A 17,552-nucleotide genomic window follows, 5' to 3' on the forward strand; every position below is an offset into this window, starting at 1 on the left:
AAAACCGGCCCAAGTGGCCGGTTTTTTCGTTTGTTAACCAAGCATTTACAATATCGATTAATTCCAGTTTAATGCAGTGGCCCCCACCCTTGGGGCAGGAAGCCAGGCCAGCGGAATGGCCGATAACAACAACTCAGGAAGAGTGAATGAACCTCGCCAAAACGGCGATCGAACGCCCCATCTGGGTGGTGGTTTCGGTCGTGCTTGTTTTCTTGCTGGGCCTGCTCAGCATCCGGGGGCTGCCGGTCCAGCTGTTCCCCGACATAGAACGTCCTCACCTCAACATCTCGGTGAGCTGGCGCTCGGCCTCGCCCCAGGAGATGGAGTCTGAGATAACCGACCCCATCGAGCAGGAGATGCAGGGGGTGCAGGGGCTGATGAGCCTCGGCAGCAACAGCTACCCCGGCTTCACCGAGATCAACATGGCATTTGCGCTCGGCACCGACATGCAGCGGGCCCAGCTCGACGTCATCTCGCGCCTGAACCGGGTCTCCGGCCTGCCGGACCGCATCGATGGCCCCTACGTCAACAACTACAGCAGCAACGACACCCTCACCTTCTTCTTCATCCAGCAGCTGCCGGGGGCCAAGGGGGAGATAGATGATCATCAGGCGCTGATCGAGGCGCGGGTCAAGCCCGAGCTGGAGCGGATCCCCGGGGTGTCGACCGTGGAGGTGGAGGGGATCAACGAGCGCCAGATCCAGATCCGCTTCGACCCTTATCGCGCCGCCGAGCTGGGGGTGGAGATCCCCGTGCTCGCCAGCCGGGCCAGCACCGGCTGGGATGTGTCGGCCGGCACCCTCGACATCGGGCGCTGGGAGTACAAGCTGCGCTTCGCCGGTCGCTATGACGTGGCGACCCTGGGTGACAAGGTGGTGGACTGGCGCGATGGCCTGCCCATCTATCTGAGGGACGTGGCCGAAATTCGGCTGGCCCGGGAGGAGAACCCGGTGCTGCGCATCCAGAATGGCAACACCGCCATTGCGGCGCAGATCTTCAAGGAGAGCGGGGCCAATGCGCTGGCGGCGCTGGAGGGGATAAAGGCCAAGGTCGGCGAGCTCAATCGCGACGTGCTGGAGCCGGTCGGGCTGCACATGGAGCAGTCGTTCGATGCCTCCCTCTACATCAACCGGGCGGTGGGCATGGTGACCGCCAACCTGGGGCTCGGCGTGCTGCTCTCCTGCGCCATCCTCTGGCTCTTCCTGCGCCAGCTGAAGGCGACCCTGATGATAGCGCTCGCCATCCCCATCAGCATCATGCTCACCTTCTGTCTGCTCAAGATGCTGGACAGGACCCTCAACATCATCTCGCTGGCGGGCATCGCCTTCGCGGTCGGCATGGTGCTGGATGCGGCCATAGTGGTGCTGGAGAGCATCTATCGGCGCCATGAGCGGGGGGATCTGAGCAAGGCCGAGGCAGCGCTGGCGGGTACCCAGCAGGTGTGGACCGCGCTGGTGGCCTCGACCCTGACCACGGTCGCCATCTTCCTGCCGGTGCTGCTGCTCAACGACGTGGAGGGGCAACTGTTTGCGGATCTCGCCCTCACCATCGCCTGCGCCGTGACCGTCTCCATGCTGGTGGCGGTGACCGTATTGCCAGCGGTGGCGGCGCGCTGGATGGGGCGCGAGCGGCTGCTCGATCCCTACGATGGTTTGTGGCGGCGTACCACCCAGCGGGTGATCCGCTGGACCAACACGGCCCCCAGACGCTGGCTCATCATCACCCTGATGATGAGTGGGCCCGTGCTGGCGAGCTGGCTGCTGCTGCCCAAGATGAACTATCTGCCGGACGTGAAGCGGGATGCCATCGATGTGTGGATGACCTTCACCCCGGGCGTCAATCTCAAGGCCCAGCGCGAGGAGGTGATCGACACCCTGATAGCCCGGCTCGCGCCCTACATGAAGGGAGAAAAGGAGCCAGCCCTCAAGAACTACTACATCTTGCGCTATCCGGGCGGCGCCCAGATCGGGGTGCGCCCCAGGGATGAGGCCAGGATCAAGGAGCTGGAGCGCCTGCTGATGGACGACTTGCTGGCCAATATCCCGGATACCAAGGCGTTCGGTGGCCAGGGCTCGCTGTTTGGTGGCTTCGGTAGCGAGAACAGCATCTCCCTGCTGATCCAGGGCGGGACCCTGCCCGAGCTCTACCAGGCGGCCCGCGAGAGCATGGCCATAGTGCAGCGCGACTTGCCGGGGGCCCAGATCAGGCCGGAGCCCGGGCTCGACTTCACCGCCCCCGAGCTGCGGCTGGTGCCGCAGGATCGGCGCCTCGCCGAGGTGGGCTGGGATCGTACCCCCATGCCGACCATCATCCAGACCTTCGGCGATGGCCTGCGGGTCGGCGAATATTTCGACGGCGAGGACCGGCTCGACATCCTGCTGATGGGGCAGAGCTCGGCCAACCCGGATGAGCTCAAGGCCGTGCCGCTGGCCACCCCGTCCGGTCGCATAGTGCCGCTCGGCGAGCTGCTGCGGGTGGAGCACAGCCTGGGGCCGGCCAGCATCTTCCGGGCCGATGGCCGGCGCAGCATCCAGCTGTTGATAGAGCCACCGGCCGGCATGAGCATGGAACAGGTGCTCGACACCCTGCAGACCAAGAGCTTCGCCGCCATCCGGCCGCTGTTGCCGGCGGGGGGCGAGCTGCAGGTCGCGGGCAACGCCGACAGCCTGCAGCAGGCGCTGGACAACCTCGGCGGCATCTTCCTGTTCGCCATCATGATACTGCTGATCCTGCTGTGGGGGGTCTTCGCCTCCCTCAAGGATGCCATCCTGGTGCTGCTGACCCTGCCGCTCGCCACCGTCGGCGGCGTGCTGGCGCTGCACCTGAGCGGCCTGCTGGTGCCCTTGCCGATGGATCTCTTGACCATCATCGGCTTCGTCATCCTGTTGGGGCTGGTGGTCAACAACGCCATCCTGCTGGTACACCAGACCCGGATGGCCGAGCGGGAGGGCATGAGTCGCCCCTCGGCGGTGGCCGATGCGCTGCAAAGCCGGATGCGGCCCATTGCCATGACCAGCCTGACCAGCATCTTCGGCATGTTGCCGCTGATGCTGAGCCCGAGCGAGGGCAGCGAGATCTATCGGGGGCTGGCCACCGTCATCGTCGGCGGCATGAGCTGCAGCACCCTGTTTACCCTGATCCTGTTACCCGCCTTCCTGCGGCTGGGTGAGAGGGTCGACGTGCCGCACGCCCTCCGGCAGCGGGCCTGAGCAAGGAGCTCATATGAAACGAGTGATGACAAGGATGATGCTGGTCGGCGTGTTGGGGTTGAGCCTGCCGAGCCAGGCCAAGATGGTGACCCTGGCGGACGTGACCCAGGGGGACGCGGCGGCCAGCATCTGGGTCAGCGGCACCGTGGCGAGCCGTCAGCAGGCGGCGCTGAGCGCCGAGGTGAGCGGGCGGGTGGAGTGGATCGCCGAGTTTGGCAGCCGGGTCAAGGCGGGGGATGAACTGCTGCGCCTCGACAGTGCGGCGCTGCGGCTGTCATTGGAGCAATCTCAGGCCGAGCAGGCCAAGTGGGACAGCAATGTGCGCTACGCCCGCGCCGAGTTCCAGCGCCTGGATCGGCTGCGCCAGCAGAACAACGCCTCCCTCAGCCAGCATGACAAGGCGCGCTATGACGTGGAGCAGGCCGAGCTGGCCGAGCGGCTGGCCCGGGTGCAGGTGCGCCAGATCGAGGAGCAGCTGCGCAGGACCCACATCTTCGCGCCGTTCGATGGAGTGGTGAACGATCACTTCATCCAGCCGGGGGAGCACGTGGATGCGGGCGAGCGGGCGCTGGAGCTGGTCAACCCGGATCAACCGGACATCCGGCTGCGGGCGCCCATCATCTGGGCCGGGCAACTGCCAGCCCAGGCCCGGCTGCGGGTCGAGGGCGATCAGCTCAGCAGCCATGCGGTCTACTATCAGCGCGCGGCGAGCGCGGATCCAAAGTCCCGCCTCATCGAGCTGCGCCTCAAGCCCGAGCCGGGCCAGTTCATCATCGGCTCGCCGGTGCGGGTGGCGTTGCCGCTCGGGCAGCAGCAGACCATGTTGCTGCCACGGGATGCGCTAGTGCTCAACACCGAGGGCAGCGTGGTCTATCAGGTGGAGCAGAACGGTGAGGAGTTGAAGGTGAACCGGGTGCCGGTGACTGTGCTGTTTGGCGACAGCCAGCAGGTGGCGGTGAGCGGCGCGCTCAAGCAGGGGGACAGGGTAGTGGTGCGCGGCGCCGGCAGCCTGCAGGACGGCGACAAGGTGGAGCTGTTTCGCGGCTGATCCGGCCATGGCCCCATGAAAAACGGCTCCCGCGGGAGCCGTTTTTGTTGACGGGCGAGTTACTCGACCATCATCACCTTGCAGGTGTTGGTACTGCCCACGGTTTCCATCTTGTCGCCGTGAGTCAGCAGCACCATGTCACCGCTCTGGACCAGGCCCTTGGCCTTGAGGGCATCCAGTGCCTCGCGGCACACCTCATAGACCGGCTTGCTCTCGTCGCCGTCAAACAGCACGGGTGTGACGCCACGGTAGAGGTTGGTCCAGGCCAGGGTCTTGTTGTGGGGAGACATGGCGAAGATCGGCAGGCCTGAGCTGATGCGGGACATCAGCAACGGGGTAGTACCGGACTCGGTCAGTGCCACGATCGCCTTGACCCCTTCCAGGTGGTTGGCGGCATACATGGTAGACATGGCCACGGCTTCTTCTACCGAGGTGAAGGTGTAGCTCATGCGGTGGTTGGAGACGTTCAGGCTCGGGTGCTTCTCGGCGCCCACGCAGACGCTGGCCATGGAGGTCACCGTCTCGATGGGGAACTGACCGGCGGCGGTCTCGGCTGAGAGCATCACCGCATCGGTGCCGTCCAGCACGGCGTTGGCCACATCCATGACCTCGGCACGGGTCGGCAGCGGGGCATTGATCATGGACTCCATCATCTGGGTCGCGGTGATCACCACCCGGTTCAGGCGACGGGAGTGACGGATCAGCTTCTTCTGCACGCCCACCAGTTCGGGATCACCGATCTCGACGCCGAGATCGCCACGGGCCACCATGACGGCGTCGGAGCCGAGGATGATGTCTTCCATCGCCTCGTCGGTGGCGACGGTTTCGGCGCGCTCGACCTTGGCCACTATCTTGGCGTTGGAGCCGGCCTCGCGGGCCAGTTCGCGGGCGTAACGCAGGTCGTCGCCGTTACGGGGGAAGGAGACAGCCAGGTAATCCACGTTCATGCGGGCCGCAGTCTTGATGTCTTCCTTGTCCTTCTCGGTCAGGGCCGGGGCGGAGAGACCGCCGCCTTTCTTGTTGATGCCCTTGTTGTTGGAGAGGGGGCCGGCCACGGTGACCGCGGTGTGAATGCGGGTGCCTTCGACCTGCTCTACTTTCAGCTGTACCCGGCCGTCATCCAGCAACAGGATGTCGCCCGGGACCACGTCGTTTGGCAGGCTCTTGTAGTCGATGCCGACCTGCTCCTGGCAGCCTTCGCCCTTGCCGAGCGCGGCATCGAGCACGAACTTGTCACCGATGGCCAGGTAGATCTTGCCATCCTTGAAGGTAGAGACGCGGATCTTGGGGCCTTGCAGATCGCCCATGATGGCGACGTGGCGGCCGAGCTTGGCGGCGATTTCACGCACCTGGGTGGCGCGCAGGATATGATCTTCAGGAGTGCCGTGAGAGAAATTCATCCGCACCATGTCGGCACCGGCGCGGATGATCCCCTCGAGGATGCCGTCGCGATCGGTCGCCGGACCGAGTGTGGTTACAATCTTTGTACGTCTTGGCATGAAAGACTCCAATGTGAAGTTGATATGACTTGAAATACTGCCCCGTCAAGCACATGGCATGGCGCCCGCTTGCAGGCCATCTGAGTGGCCTTATGTTATTAAATTACAATACTACACCAAGCTGGATGGCATAGACAGCCGGGGGACGGGCCCCCGAACCTTCAGGAATTGTGCGGGGTATCGAAGCGGGATTCGCGCAAACCTTCTTTGACTTTCTTCAGGTTTTCGCGAAATTTCATGCCACGGCGCAGGGTAAAACCGGTCGCCAATACATCTACCAACGCCAGCTGGGCGATGCGGGAGGCCATGGGCATGTAGACGTCGGTATCTTCCGGCACGTCCATGGAGAGCACCAGATTGCACTCGCGCGCCAGCGGGGAATCCTTGGCGGTCATGCCGATCACGGTGGCGTCGTTTTCACGGGCCAGGGCCGCGATCTCCACCAGCGCCTTGGTGCGGCCGGTGTGGGAGATCAGCACCACCACATCCCCTTCGCTGCTGTTGATGCAGCTCATGCGCATCATGACGATGTCCTCGAAGCTCACCACCGGGATGTTGAAGCGGAAGAACTTGTTCTGGGCATCCCGCGCCACGGCCGAGGAGGCACCGAGGCCGAAGAAGCTGATCTTCTTGGACTGGGTAAGGATATCGACGCAGCGATTGATGGCGGAGATGTCCAGACTGTTCTTGGCGGCATCGAGGCAGGCCATGGTGGACTCGAAGATCTTGGCGGTGTAGGTATCGGGCCCGTCTTCCGCCTCGACATGGCGATTCACATAAGGCGTGCCGTTGGCCAGGCTCTGGGCCAGGTGCAGTTTGAAATCGGGGAAACCCTTGGTGTCGAGGCGACGACAGAAGCGGTTGACGGTCGGCTCACTGACATCAGCCATCTTGGCCAGGGTGGCAATACTGGAGTGGATGGCGGTCTGGGGTGATGCCAGGATCACCTCCGCTACCTTACGCTCTGATTTACTGAAACTTTCTAAGTTGTTAGTGATCTTATCGAGGGTATTCATCATTACCACCAGGCATTTTTGTAATTTAACTTCAGTGTCTATGCACTAAATTCACGGTCAAGCAGCTTTCCTATCGACCCGATGACTATACAAGACAAGCTCTTACCGAAACTAATCTCGGCCCTGTAAAGTATGACTCATGTCTAATTATTTCGTATTTTGGGTTACAAACTTTCATTCAGCCCCTGAAAACGCTTACAAATGTTGCAAAGCAACAACACTGTGAGCGAGTGCACAGATGCATTCATCAAAGGCGCCGCCCGGGGGAGGGCTCGGGTAGAATCGCAGCCAAATAATAATGTCGGGACGGTAAGGGCCGCCCCGAGTCGGTAACGAAGGAGTTTGTTATGCAGCATACCCATGCGCTGGTCGGCGACGTCGGCGGCACCAACGCCCGGCTGGCCCTCTGTGAGCTGGCAACCGGTGTCATTTCCCAGGCAAAGACCTATTCCGGCCTGGCTCATCCCAGCCTGGAGGCCGTGGTGCGCCTCTATCTGACAGAGCATTCCGCCAAGGTTGGCGAGGCCTGTATCGCCATTGCCTGCCCTATCAACGGCGACTGGGTCGCCATGACCAACCACAGCTGGGAGTTCTCCATCAGCGAGATGCAGGCCAATCTGGGCCTGACCCGGCTGCAGGTCATCAACGACTTTACCGCCGTCTCCATGGCGGTGCCCGTGCTGACGGAGGCCGATCGCATCCAGCTGGGGGGGGCGGCGCCGGTGGCCGGCAAGCCCATCGCCATCTATGGCGCAGGCACAGGCCTTGGGGTCGCGCACCTGGTGCAGGCCGGCGAGCAGTGGCTCAGCCTGCCGGGGGAGGGCGGTCATGTGGATTTCGCTGCCAACAGCGAGGAAGAGGATGCGGTGCTGCAGGTGATGCGCGCGGAGTTCGGCCACGTCTCGGCCGAGCGGCTGCTCTCCGGTCCCGGCCTCGTCAACATCTACCGCGGCCTGGTGAAGTCCGATGGCCGTGAGCCCGAGGCGCTGCTGCCCAAAGACATCACCGAGCGGGCGCTGGCGGGCTCCTGCCTCGACTGTCGCCGCACCCTGAGCCTGTTCTGCGTGCTGATGGGGCGCTTCGCCGGCAATCTGGCGCTCAACCTGGGCACCTTCGGCGGCGTCTATATCGCCGGCGGCATAGTGCCCCGCTTCCAGGAGTTCTTCCTCGGCTCCGGTTTCAGAGTGTCATTCGAAGATAAAGGACGCTTCAAACCCTATCTGAAAGACATCCCTGTTTTCCTCATCACCCACGAGGGGCCGGGTCTGCTCGGCGCTGGTGCCTATCTGCGTCAGTCCCTCGGGATCCGGCTCTGAAACAGGCCAAGAAAACGATTTCACCATGGTTCAGCCTTGATTCAGTGACCCTGGTGTAGAGTGATCCCACGTACTCAAGAGGGCGGGTCTTCATAAGGAATTGAAACCAGCTCTCACCCGCTGGGTGCGTTTGTCACCTGACAAGCCTGAACTGTTTCACCGGCCCTCGCGGCCGGTTTTTTTATGCCTGCTCGCCTCGAATTTCTTTGCCTAGCCGTCATTCTCCGCCATCACAGTGCGAGCGACTCCGTTGTCACTCCGCCCCGCAAGCCTTGCCAGTTCGGCCATGGTACGGCTGGCTATCGGTTGGCTAGGGCGGCTTTGCCCGTCTTGTATTGCTGGCGAGGTTGCTGGCCAGAAGGCGGGTCTGCTCGATACGGGAATCGATGGTCTGATGGTTCGATAGTGACGAGCAGGTACGGCTGGTGCTGGCTTCGGTGAGCAGACGCAGCAGTTGTTGAGGCTGGAAGAGGGGGGAGGACGGCAGTCGACCTTGGCTATTGCATCCGTGCTATCGTCGCTGGTATCGAGTCATGTCACGGCGCCGATGAGCTTTCTGATGCAGCTCGATGAGAGGTACGCTTTCGCGCTTAGACGGGCCGGCATGGGGCATGAACTGATCCATACCCCATGCCTTGGGCCCCTGCGGTATCAGGGGAGTGTCATGTGGAATCTGGCGCCGCCGAGCGGTGACTCGTCCACCCGGATTTTGCCGCCGTAGCTGTGCACTATCTCGGTCACCACCGCGAGGCCGATGCCCTGGCCACAGGAGCTGTCGGCCCGCACCCCGCGCTGGAAGATCTGCTGTGACTTGCCGGGATCGATGCCAGGGCCATCGTCTTCCACCACGATGAGCAGGCAGTTCTCCTGGCGACGCACCTGCACCCGGATCTCGCTGATGGCGAACTTGCAGGCGTTGTCGAGCAGGTTGCCCATCAGCTCCATCAGATCGCCCTGCTCGCCGCTGAAGAAGACATCGTCATCGAACTGGAAGCTGGTCTGCAGCTTCTTGTGGCGATAGACCTTGGAGAGGCTGGCCAGCAGCTTCTCGATGAGCGGTACCGGCTCGGTGCCCTTGCTGGCAAGGCGCTTGCGGCCGGTGACGGCGCGGCGCAGCTGGTACTGGATGATCTGATCCATGGTGGTGATCTGTTCGTTGATGTTGTCATGGATGTCGTGGCCGAGCTTGAGCTCCTGCGCCGTGATCTGGATGAGTGCCAGCCGTGTCTTCAGGCTGTGAGCAAGATCGTTCAGGGCATGCTGGTAGCGCTGGGTCTGCTGGCGTTCGTTTTCCAGCAGCTGGTTGACCGATTCGGTCAGCGGCTGCAGCTCCCGCTCGTAGTCGCTGGAGAGCGCCTCCCGCTTGCCGGCCCGGATCTCGTCAATCTGCCGTGCCATGGTGCGCAGGGAGGAGAGGCTCCAGAAGCTGGTGAGCAGCAGCAAGGCACCGAGCAGGCAGTAGGAGAGCAGCGCCTGGCGGATGCATTGATAGAGGTAGGCCTGGGTCTGGGCCAGATAGCGTTTGGCGGAATCGACCATCACCACGTAGTAGGTGGTGGGGCCCTTACCATGATTGCGCAGGAAGCGCAGACTGTAGATGAAGTAGCTCTCGCCATTCTTGATGGTGTGGAGCTTGAAGAAGTAGTCCTGATCCAACCCACCCAGGTGTTTCATCAGATCCTGACAGATGGTCTTCTTGACCGAGATCACCTCAGGTATATGCAGACTGGACCAGCTCAATTCTCCATCGGCCCGGCAGATGAGGGTGTCGAGGTTGGGGTCGATGGCATCCGGGGTGATGTTGCCGAGATCCGTGATGGCACGGGGATCCGGTTGCTTGGAGGAGAACAGCTTGGAGAGGTTCTCCTGCATGCGGGTGCTGGCCTTCTGGGCCTGCTCCTCGGTGTGGCCGAGGTAGAGGATATAGACCGAGAAGGACATGATGATAGCGATGACCAGCATGGCACTCATCATCAGCTTGATGTGGAGGGATCGGCTGATCAGATACATGGGACGCTCATTGGCGGAGAGGGCGGCAAGATGCGGCGCTCAACTGCATGAAAGGTTAAAGATATAGCCTTGACGCCGAATGGTGGAGATGGGGGAGACCGTTCCTTCCGGATCCAGTTTCTTGCGCAGCCGGCTTACCATGACCTCTATGGTATTCGGGTCCCCTTCACCATCGCCGTAGAGCTGATCCAGCAACTGCTGCTTGGAAACCACCTGGCGGGCATTGCGCATCAGGTACTCCAGGATCAGGTACTCGAAACTGGTCAGCACAGTGACTTCCCCTGCGATGCTCAGCTCCTTGCGAGACAGATCAAGCTCGTAGTCACCCGCCTTCACCCTGGGAGAGATAAAACCGGCGCTGCGGCGCACCAGGGCATTGAGACGGGCCAGCAGTTCGTCTTTCTGGAACGGCTTGACCAGATAATCGTCGGCGCCGGCCTCCAGACCCTCCACCTTGTCCTGCCAGTTGCCACGGGCAGTCAGGACTATGATGGGGAAGGGGATCTGTTGCTCCCTCAACTGGCTGATGAGTTGCAGACCGTCCATATCCGGCAGGCCGAGATCGATGATGGCCACATCGATGGGATAGTCGCGGGCATAGTGCAGCGCAATCTGAGCGCTGTCGGTGCTGTGGACCTGATTCTGGGCCTCGGTCAACAGCGTAGTAAGATGGTGATTGAGCAGCTTGTCGTCTTCGACCAATAGAATTTTCATAAGATGCATGATTATGAGGGTCCAGGCTGTCAATTAGAGGGTGTATAGGAAGGAGAGTCAATGCGGATCCTAACCAGTCACCCCTGTATCGGGACTGAATCACATAACCCTTTAGAGGATGCGTCACTCCCTGACGATGGACATGATGGCCAAGGCAGGATAACCGAGCGTACTAAGATATGTGACCATAACAAAGGTAAGATGATAGGAACTTGAAAAATTGATGTCTTTCATGCCCTTATACGGATGCAATGTGTAATAGCTAATGGAGTGTACTGGTTTACAGAGGCATATTGGTATTCGAATACACCCCTTTGTATGCCTTGTTGGCTTGGCTGTTTCCTATGTTTTGACTGTTCATCCTTGGGGGAAACGAGATAGAATCTGGGGTTAAATCGTGTTGATGGCTCAATATGGCCAAGATGTGAGCAATGCACGCATCCTGCATTTTCTGATGTGTAAGGCGATTGGGAATCATTGCTAAACATCAACCAAGACAAGAAGCTGGAGGAGTTGATGACCAACAGCGAGCACAATCAGGTTAAAGAGAGCATGCTGGGAGCTGTAACTCAGGGGCGGTAGCCAACGTCGCGGTCAGGATAAGAGCGTTATCTGGTTTCCTTTTACCGATTTTCTATGCCATCACAGCGGTATGATCATCATCCACTCCCCTATCATGTCTCATTCTCTTCGTTCAATTTAATTATCTTGCGAGAGCACTAATCTATATGAAAATCCTTGTGACTGGTGGCGCCGGCTTTATCGGTTCTGCCGTTGTTCGCCACATCATCCGTGATACGCAGGATGCCGTCGTCAACCTCGATAAACTCACCTATGCGGGCAATCTGGAGTCCTTGGCCGAAGTTTCGACCAGTGATCGCTATGCCTTCGAGCAGGTGGATATCTGCAACCGCGCCGAGCTGGATCGGGTGTTTGCCGCGCATCAGCCCGATGCCGTGATGCACCTGGCCGCCGAGAGTCACGTCGATCGTTCCATCACCGGGCCTGCCGATTTTATCGAAACCAATATCGTCGGCACCTATGTGTTACTGGAAGCAGCTCGTGCTTACTGGAACGAGCTGGATGAGATGCGCAAGGTGGCCTTCCGCTTCCACCATATCTCCACCGATGAGGTATATGGGGACTTGCCCCACCCGGATGAGGTGCATACCGGCGAGGTGCTGCCGCTCTTTACCGAAACCACCCCCTATGCCCCCAGCAGCCCCTATTCTGCCTCCAAGGCCTCCAGCGACCATCTGGTGCGCGCCTGGCGCCGGACTTACGGTCTGCCGACCGTGGTCACCAACTGCTCCAACAACTACGGCCCCTATCACTTCCCCGAGAAGCTGATCCCGCTGGTGATCCTGAACGCGCTGGATGGCAAGCCGCTGCCGGTGTATGGCAAGGGCGACCAGATCCGTGACTGGCTCTATGTGGAAGATCATGCCCGCGCTCTCTATGCCGTGGTCACCACGGGTGTGATGGGTGAGACCTACAACATCGGTGGTCATAACGAGAAGCAGAACCTGGAGGTGGTGCACACCATCTGCGATCTGCTCGATGAGATGGTGCCCAAGGCGGGTTCTTATCGCGATCAAATTACCTATGTCACAGACCGTCCCGGTCACGACCGCCGCTATGCCATCGATGCCAGCAAGATGAGTCGCGAGCTTGATTGGCAACCGCAAGAGACCTTCGAGTCCGGCATTCGCAAGACGGTGCAGTGGTATCTGGATAACCAGCAGTGGGTCAACAACGTCAAGAGCGGTGCTTATCAATCTTGGATTGATCAGCAGTACGGGGAGAAGAAGTAATGAAAGGTATTATTCTGGCCGGTGGTTCAGGCTCTCGCCTCCATCCCATCACACGCGGCATCTCCAAGCAGTTGTTGCCAATTTATGATAAGCCGATGATCTACTACCCTCTTTCGGTGCTCATGTTGGCAGGGATCAAGGATATCTTGATCATCACGACTCTTGAGGACTCGGAGAGTTTTCAGCGCCTGCTTGGTAATGGTGAGCAGTTCGGCATCAATCTGCAATATACGGTGCAGCCCTCACCAGATGGATTGGCTCAAGCCTTTATTCTCGGTGAAGAGTTCATTGGTGAAGACAGTGTCTGTCTGGTGCTTGGCGATAATATCTTTTTTGGACAGGCATTTGGTAAGCAACTGCAGAAGGCGATTGCCAATCAGGAAGGTGCTACCGTATTTGGCTACAAAGTGATGGATCCTGAGCGTTTTGGCGTCGTCGAGTTTGATGAAGAGTTTCGCGCCAAGTCAATAGAAGAAAAACCGGAAAAGCCAAAATCGAATTGGGCAGTAACCGGTTTGTATTTCTATGATAACTCCGTCATTGACATTGCAAAAAGTATTAAACCATCCGATCGTGGCGAGTTGGAAATCACCAGTGTCAATCAGGCCTATCTTGAGCGCGGTCTACTGAAGGTAGAACAGCTGGGACGAGGCTTTGCATGGCTTGATACTGGTACCCATGACTCTCTGATTGAAGCGTCTCAATTTGTTCAGACAGTCGAGAAGCGCCAGGGATTCAAAATCGCATGTCTTGAAGAGATTGCACTTAACAATGGCTGGCTGAACCGTGATCAAATAAAAGCCATTGGCAGCAGCATGGTAAAAACTGGTTATGGAAAATATTTGTTGAGCTTGATCAAGTAAAGAGATGTCGACATGAATGTAATCAAAACAAAGATTTCAGATTTGCTCATTATTGAACCGAAAATATTTGGTGATGAGCGTGGTTTCTTTTATGAGACCTATCAGGATGCTCGTTACAAGGCGGCCGGGATAACCCAGAATTTTGTTCAGGACAACCGCTCCCGTTCTACTCAAAATGTATTGCGTGGACTGCATTTCCAGAAAACCAAGCCGCAGGGAAAGCTGGTCACGGTAACTCAGGGGAGTGTATTTGATGTTGCAGTTGATTTAAGACCTGACTCCCCCACATTTGGTCAGCATGAATCTGTATTGCTGACAGGGGAAAACAAGATCCAGTTTTATATCCCGCCTGGATTTGCCCATGGTTTCTGTGTGCTGAGTGAAACTGCTGATTTTCAATACAAGTGCACAGATTACTACGATCCGACAGATGAGAGTGGGTTGCTGTGGAATGATCCCGTACTGGGCATTGAGTGGCCGTTGGCTGCGCCTGTGCTGTCACCAAAAGACAGCGTACAGCCTACGCTGGCCCAGATCCGTCACAACTTGGTGAATGGGTGGTGAGTATGAAATGTTACACCGTTTTTGGTGGACGGGGTTTTATCGGCAGCGAGATAGTTGGCATGCTGGAAGCTTCTGGACAGGATGTTTGGGTGCCGCCACGTGATGATGAAAATATATTCGAAACCGACCTGGGCATAGTGATATACAGCGCGGGGCAAGGTGATTGCAAGAATTCGCCACTTGGAGTGTTTGATGCAAACTGTCGTTTGTTGGCAGATTTGCTTGAACGAGGAAAATTCGAACGCCTCGTCTATGTTTCTTCCACTCGCGTATACATGAATCATGACTCTTCTTCAGAAGAGGATGATTTGAAAGTATGCACCGATGATCAGCGCCGGCTATTCAATCTGACTAAGCTTGTATCCGAAGAGTTGTGCCTGAAAAGTGGCCGTAATATTACCATTGTCAGGCCAAGCAATGTCTATGGCGTCGCCCTGCATAGCCCGCTTTTCTTGCCGGCGATCACTCGTAATGCGATTAATAATGGCAAGGTTGATATGTATATTGACCATAATTATGCCAAAGATTATGTGTCTGTAACGGATGTGGCCAGCGCATGTATCGCACTGGCGGATCATCCGGACAGCCTGGGGGAGGTCATCAATATCGCTGCAGGATATAATATTACCGCTCAGCAAATCGCGGATGTTCTGCAAAAGCACACAGAATGTGATGTGATCTGGCATAATATTTCATTCCCGAACGAAATTTTCCCTGAGACTAATATCGAAAAGATTAAGTCTTATATAAAGGATTATAAGCCAAGGAATGTTCTTTTTGACTTAGAGAAAATGATCGCCGATTTTTACACCTACTTAAAGTAGCGGGCAGGCTGGAGCTAGTAAGCTCCAGCAACATTAGCTAGGTACCAAATTGAAAGATATAATAAGATTCGGCATCAACGCACTATCCAACATAATTAATGGTAGTGCCAATGCTATATTTGCACTAGTATTACCTCCGTTGCTGCTGCATAAAATGTCTCTGGAAGAGTACTCGCTGTGGAGTTATTCCTTACAGACTGGAGCTTTGATTGGGTACCTAAATCTTGGCGTGCAAACGGCTGTCGGTCGTTATGTTGCCTTATATATACAGCGAAGAGAGTATTCAGGGATCTTAAAAACTATTAAGACAGCCAATAACCTATTATATAAGATGTTTTTTTTAGGATTGCTTTTTTCTGGCCTATTAAGTTTTATTATAAATGATTTGATTGATATAAATGCGTCAAATTTAAAAGAGGATGCCCCAATAATCGTTCTGATTGTTTCATTGGGATATGCTATATCACTCTTAACTAATTCATATTATGGATATTTTATTGGGGTAAGAAAAAACCATATTCCTATGTGGTTGAATCTCATTAGTAAGGTTGTTCTTGGGATCACAATTATTGCTGTAGCCAGCTATGGCCTTGTATTAATGAGCATTGTTTTTCTTTCTGTCAATATGCTTACTGTTATTTTCTCTATTATATACTGGCATAGATCACTTCAAGTTAATGAAAAAGAAATTGAAAACAGCCTGTATGAAAAAGAAAAATTTGTTAGGTTTTGTTTAAGCTTGGCAGTATGGAATTTGGGTATGCTGCTAGTTAATGGAATGAATACATCGATTGTAGGTTATTTTTCTTTTCGTGACGTAGCTTATTTCACCATTGCAAATGGTCTTGTCATGGCATTAATTGGTTTTTTATCTTCAGGTTTGAATCCATTAATACAAGTGTTTACGGGGTTTCATGCCAACCATGATAAATATAAGCTCGCCAATACAGTAACCTTGATAACAAGAATATTGGCGATGATAATGTTGTTATCATACACGGCTTATCATCTTTTAAGAGACTATTTATTAGTACTTTGGATGTCGCCGGAGTACAGCTATCCTGTTGGGGATTTTATCGATTTATTGATTATTGGGGCATGTATTCGAGCTCTAAATATACCCTATGCACTGGCATTGATTGGAACTGAAAATCAAAGTAAGGCCTTGTATGGTGCGTTATTCGAAGGTATTTCCAATATCTCATTAGGTATTCTGTTTTGCATGACATATGGTGTGCATGCGATAGCATATGCAATGGTAGTATCGTCACTCATAGCAACACTTTATAATTTAGTAGTAAACATAAATCTGACATCTATAGATATTCCATTATGCAAAAGTAAATTTTTCTCTTTTGAGATTGTTTGTTTATTATTAGCTATATCAACATATAGTATTGAACCATATATAGCATATTTAATAACAATAGGAGTTATTGTATATTATATATATTCGTTTAGAGATATTATTATGGAATTTAATGGGAAATGAGTAGACTAATAAGGAAGTTTTTCAGTAAGATATATTTTTTAAAATGGCATTTAATAACATATCTTTATTACTCAAGAGCTTTTAATTCGTTTGGTAAAGGAAATTTATTCATAAGTCCGATGCTTATTTTAGGTGAAAAACATATATCGGTGGGAGATAATTGCACATTTCGAAATGGACTTCGCCTTGAAGTCATAGATCCTCAAGAAACTGTTGTTATAAAGATTGGTAATAATGTCAACATAGAGCAAAATGTACATATTATAGGAAGAGGGGCAATATCCATTGGGAACTATGTATCATTAACTGCTGGGTGTAGCATTGTTGATGTGGTTCATCCCCTACAGTCACCTTCATCTGACAAGAGTTATGCTTCCATAATTGAAGATAAAAGATACGATGTATCAATAGGCGATTATACAATGATCGGTATTGGTGCCCATATTTCACCTGGTGTAAAAATAGGAAAGGGATGCGTTATTGGTGCGCATGCTGTAGTTACGCGGGATATACCTGATTATTGTGTTTGTGCTGGAGTCCCAGCAAAAATAATTCGAAAATATAATCAAGAAAAAGATGCTTGGGAGGCGAGTGATGCTAAGTTATAGGTTTTTTAATAAAATCAAAAATAAAGCATTCTCCTTAATATTTAATTATTTTTTCTCCCATTCCTTTAAGAAATATGGAGAAAATAATAGAATTTTGTGGCCTGATACAATCGATGGGGCAGAGTATATAATTATTGAAAATCGTGTTGTCATTAGAAATGGAGCATGGTTGTTAGCACTGAAAAATGATAATTTTGAACCGAAAATAGAAATACATAATAATGTGTACATCGGTCGGCATTCTCATATTGTATCAGTTAATAGTGTTATTATTAAATCTAATGTGCTAATAGCGGACAAGGTTTATATATCAGATAACATCCACCAATATAAAGACATTAATGTGCCAATAAAAGATCAACCAGTTCTGTTTAAAGGTGCTGTTACGATAAATGAAGGTGCATGGTTGGGTGAGAATGTCTGCATTATTGGAGCATCAGTTGGAAAGAATTCCGTTGTGGCGGCCAATTCTGTAGTTACCAGAGATGTACCTGACTATACAGTTGTTGCTGGTGCTCCAGCCAAAGTGATAAAGAAATTCAATTTTAAAAGCCAAGACTGGGAGTCTGTATAAA

At 54.8% G+C, this 17,552-nt stretch carries 15 protein-coding genes; 10 read left to right on the plus strand and 5 right to left on the minus strand.

The annotated features are described in order from the left end of the window. Window positions 1–146 precede the first annotated feature (146 nt). Both AACW18_RS16365 and AACW18_RS16370 read left to right on the plus strand, forming a co-directional pair. Window positions 147–3,209, plus strand: a complete 3,063-nt coding sequence (locus tag AACW18_RS16365; protein ID WP_218389244.1) for an efflux RND transporter permease subunit — start codon at window positions 147–149, stop codon at window positions 3,207–3,209. Between the two features lie 13 nt (window positions 3,210–3,222). Then, a complete protein-coding gene (locus AACW18_RS16370) occupies window positions 3,223–4,257 on the plus strand; it encodes an efflux RND transporter periplasmic adaptor subunit (RefSeq protein ID WP_218389245.1) in 1,035 nt (344 codons plus the stop codon). Between the two features lie 59 nt (window positions 4,258–4,316). On the opposite strand, the gene pyk is transcribed toward AACW18_RS16370, so the two are convergent. Further along, window positions 4,317–5,756 (minus strand): pyruvate kinase, encoded by a 1,440-nt coding sequence (gene pyk / locus AACW18_RS16375; RefSeq protein ID WP_218328338.1) that lies wholly within the window; start codon window positions 5,754–5,756, stop codon window positions 4,317–4,319. A gap of 161 nt (window positions 5,757–5,917) precedes the next feature. Then, window positions 5,918–6,772 (minus strand): MurR/RpiR family transcriptional regulator, encoded by an 855-nt coding sequence (locus AACW18_RS16380; protein WP_170176012.1) that lies wholly within the window; start codon window positions 6,770–6,772, stop codon window positions 5,918–5,920. Between the two features lie 347 nt (window positions 6,773–7,119). On the opposite strand from AACW18_RS16380, the gene glk reads away from it, so the two are divergent. After that, a complete protein-coding gene (gene glk, locus AACW18_RS16385; RefSeq protein WP_218389246.1) occupies window positions 7,120–8,088 on the plus strand; it encodes a glucokinase in 969 nt (322 codons plus the stop codon). 210 nt (window positions 8,089–8,298) lie between these two features. On the opposite strand, the gene AACW18_RS21525 is transcribed toward glk, so the two are convergent. The 3 genes from AACW18_RS21525 to AACW18_RS16395 all read right to left on the minus strand — a co-directional run bounded on the left by AACW18_RS21525 (window position 8,299) and on the right by AACW18_RS16395 (window position 10,812). Next, window positions 8,299–8,589 (minus strand): hypothetical protein, encoded by a 291-nt coding sequence (locus AACW18_RS21525; RefSeq protein WP_218389387.1) that lies wholly within the window; start codon window positions 8,587–8,589, stop codon window positions 8,299–8,301. A 150-nt stretch (window positions 8,590–8,739) separates the two neighbouring features. Further along, window positions 8,740–10,098, minus strand: a complete 1,359-nt coding sequence (locus AACW18_RS16390; RefSeq protein ID WP_218328336.1) for an ATP-binding protein — start codon at window positions 10,096–10,098, stop codon at window positions 8,740–8,742. A 39-nt stretch (window positions 10,099–10,137) separates the two neighbouring features. After that, on the minus strand, window positions 10,138–10,812 hold the full coding sequence (locus AACW18_RS16395; protein WP_218389247.1) for a response regulator transcription factor: 675 nt from the start codon (window positions 10,810–10,812) through the stop codon (window positions 10,138–10,140). 728 nt (window positions 10,813–11,540) lie between these two features. Here AACW18_RS16395 and rfbB point away from each other — a divergent pair. Genes rfbB through AACW18_RS16430 form a run of 7 tightly spaced genes read left to right on the plus strand, consistent with a single transcriptional unit; the run spans window position 11,541 to window position 17,551 of the window. After that, entirely contained in the window at window positions 11,541–12,626 is a 1,086-nt protein-coding gene (gene rfbB, locus AACW18_RS16400; RefSeq protein WP_218389248.1) for a dTDP-glucose 4,6-dehydratase, read from the plus strand. Continuing rightward, entirely contained in the window at window positions 12,626–13,489 is an 864-nt protein-coding gene (gene rfbA / locus AACW18_RS16405; RefSeq protein ID WP_218389249.1) for a glucose-1-phosphate thymidylyltransferase RfbA, read from the plus strand. The genes rfbB and rfbA overlap by 1 nt, the downstream gene beginning before the upstream one ends. A 12-nt stretch (window positions 13,490–13,501) precedes the next feature. After that, window positions 13,502–14,053: a dTDP-4-dehydrorhamnose 3,5-epimerase gene (gene rfbC, locus AACW18_RS16410; protein WP_218389250.1), complete on the plus strand. Its 552-nt coding sequence runs from the start codon at window positions 13,502–13,504 to the stop codon at window positions 14,051–14,053. 2 nt (window positions 14,054–14,055) lie between these two features. Further along, window positions 14,056–14,877: an NAD-dependent epimerase/dehydratase family protein gene (locus AACW18_RS16415; protein ID WP_218389251.1), complete on the plus strand. Its 822-nt coding sequence runs from the start codon at window positions 14,056–14,058 to the stop codon at window positions 14,875–14,877. A 49-nt stretch (window positions 14,878–14,926) separates the two neighbouring features. Then, window positions 14,927–16,369 carry a hypothetical protein gene (locus AACW18_RS16420; RefSeq protein WP_218389252.1) on the plus strand — a complete coding sequence of 481 codons (1,443 nt, stop codon included), beginning with the start codon at window positions 14,927–14,929 and terminating at the stop codon, window positions 16,367–16,369. Next, complete coding sequence (locus AACW18_RS16425; RefSeq protein WP_242379496.1) at window positions 16,366–16,977, plus strand: acyltransferase; 612 nt, start codon at window positions 16,366–16,368, stop codon at window positions 16,975–16,977. The genes AACW18_RS16420 and AACW18_RS16425 overlap by 4 nt, the downstream gene beginning before the upstream one ends. After that, a complete protein-coding gene (locus AACW18_RS16430; RefSeq protein ID WP_218389253.1) occupies window positions 16,964–17,551 on the plus strand; it encodes an acyltransferase in 588 nt (195 codons plus the stop codon). The genes AACW18_RS16425 and AACW18_RS16430 overlap by 14 nt, the downstream gene beginning before the upstream one ends. Window position 17,552: the final 1 nt, after the last annotated feature.

Origin of the sequence: Aeromonas sp. sia0103 (assembly GCF_963895295.1) — a bacterium.
GTDB lineage: Bacteria > Pseudomonadota > Gammaproteobacteria > Enterobacterales > Aeromonadaceae > Aeromonas > Aeromonas encheleia.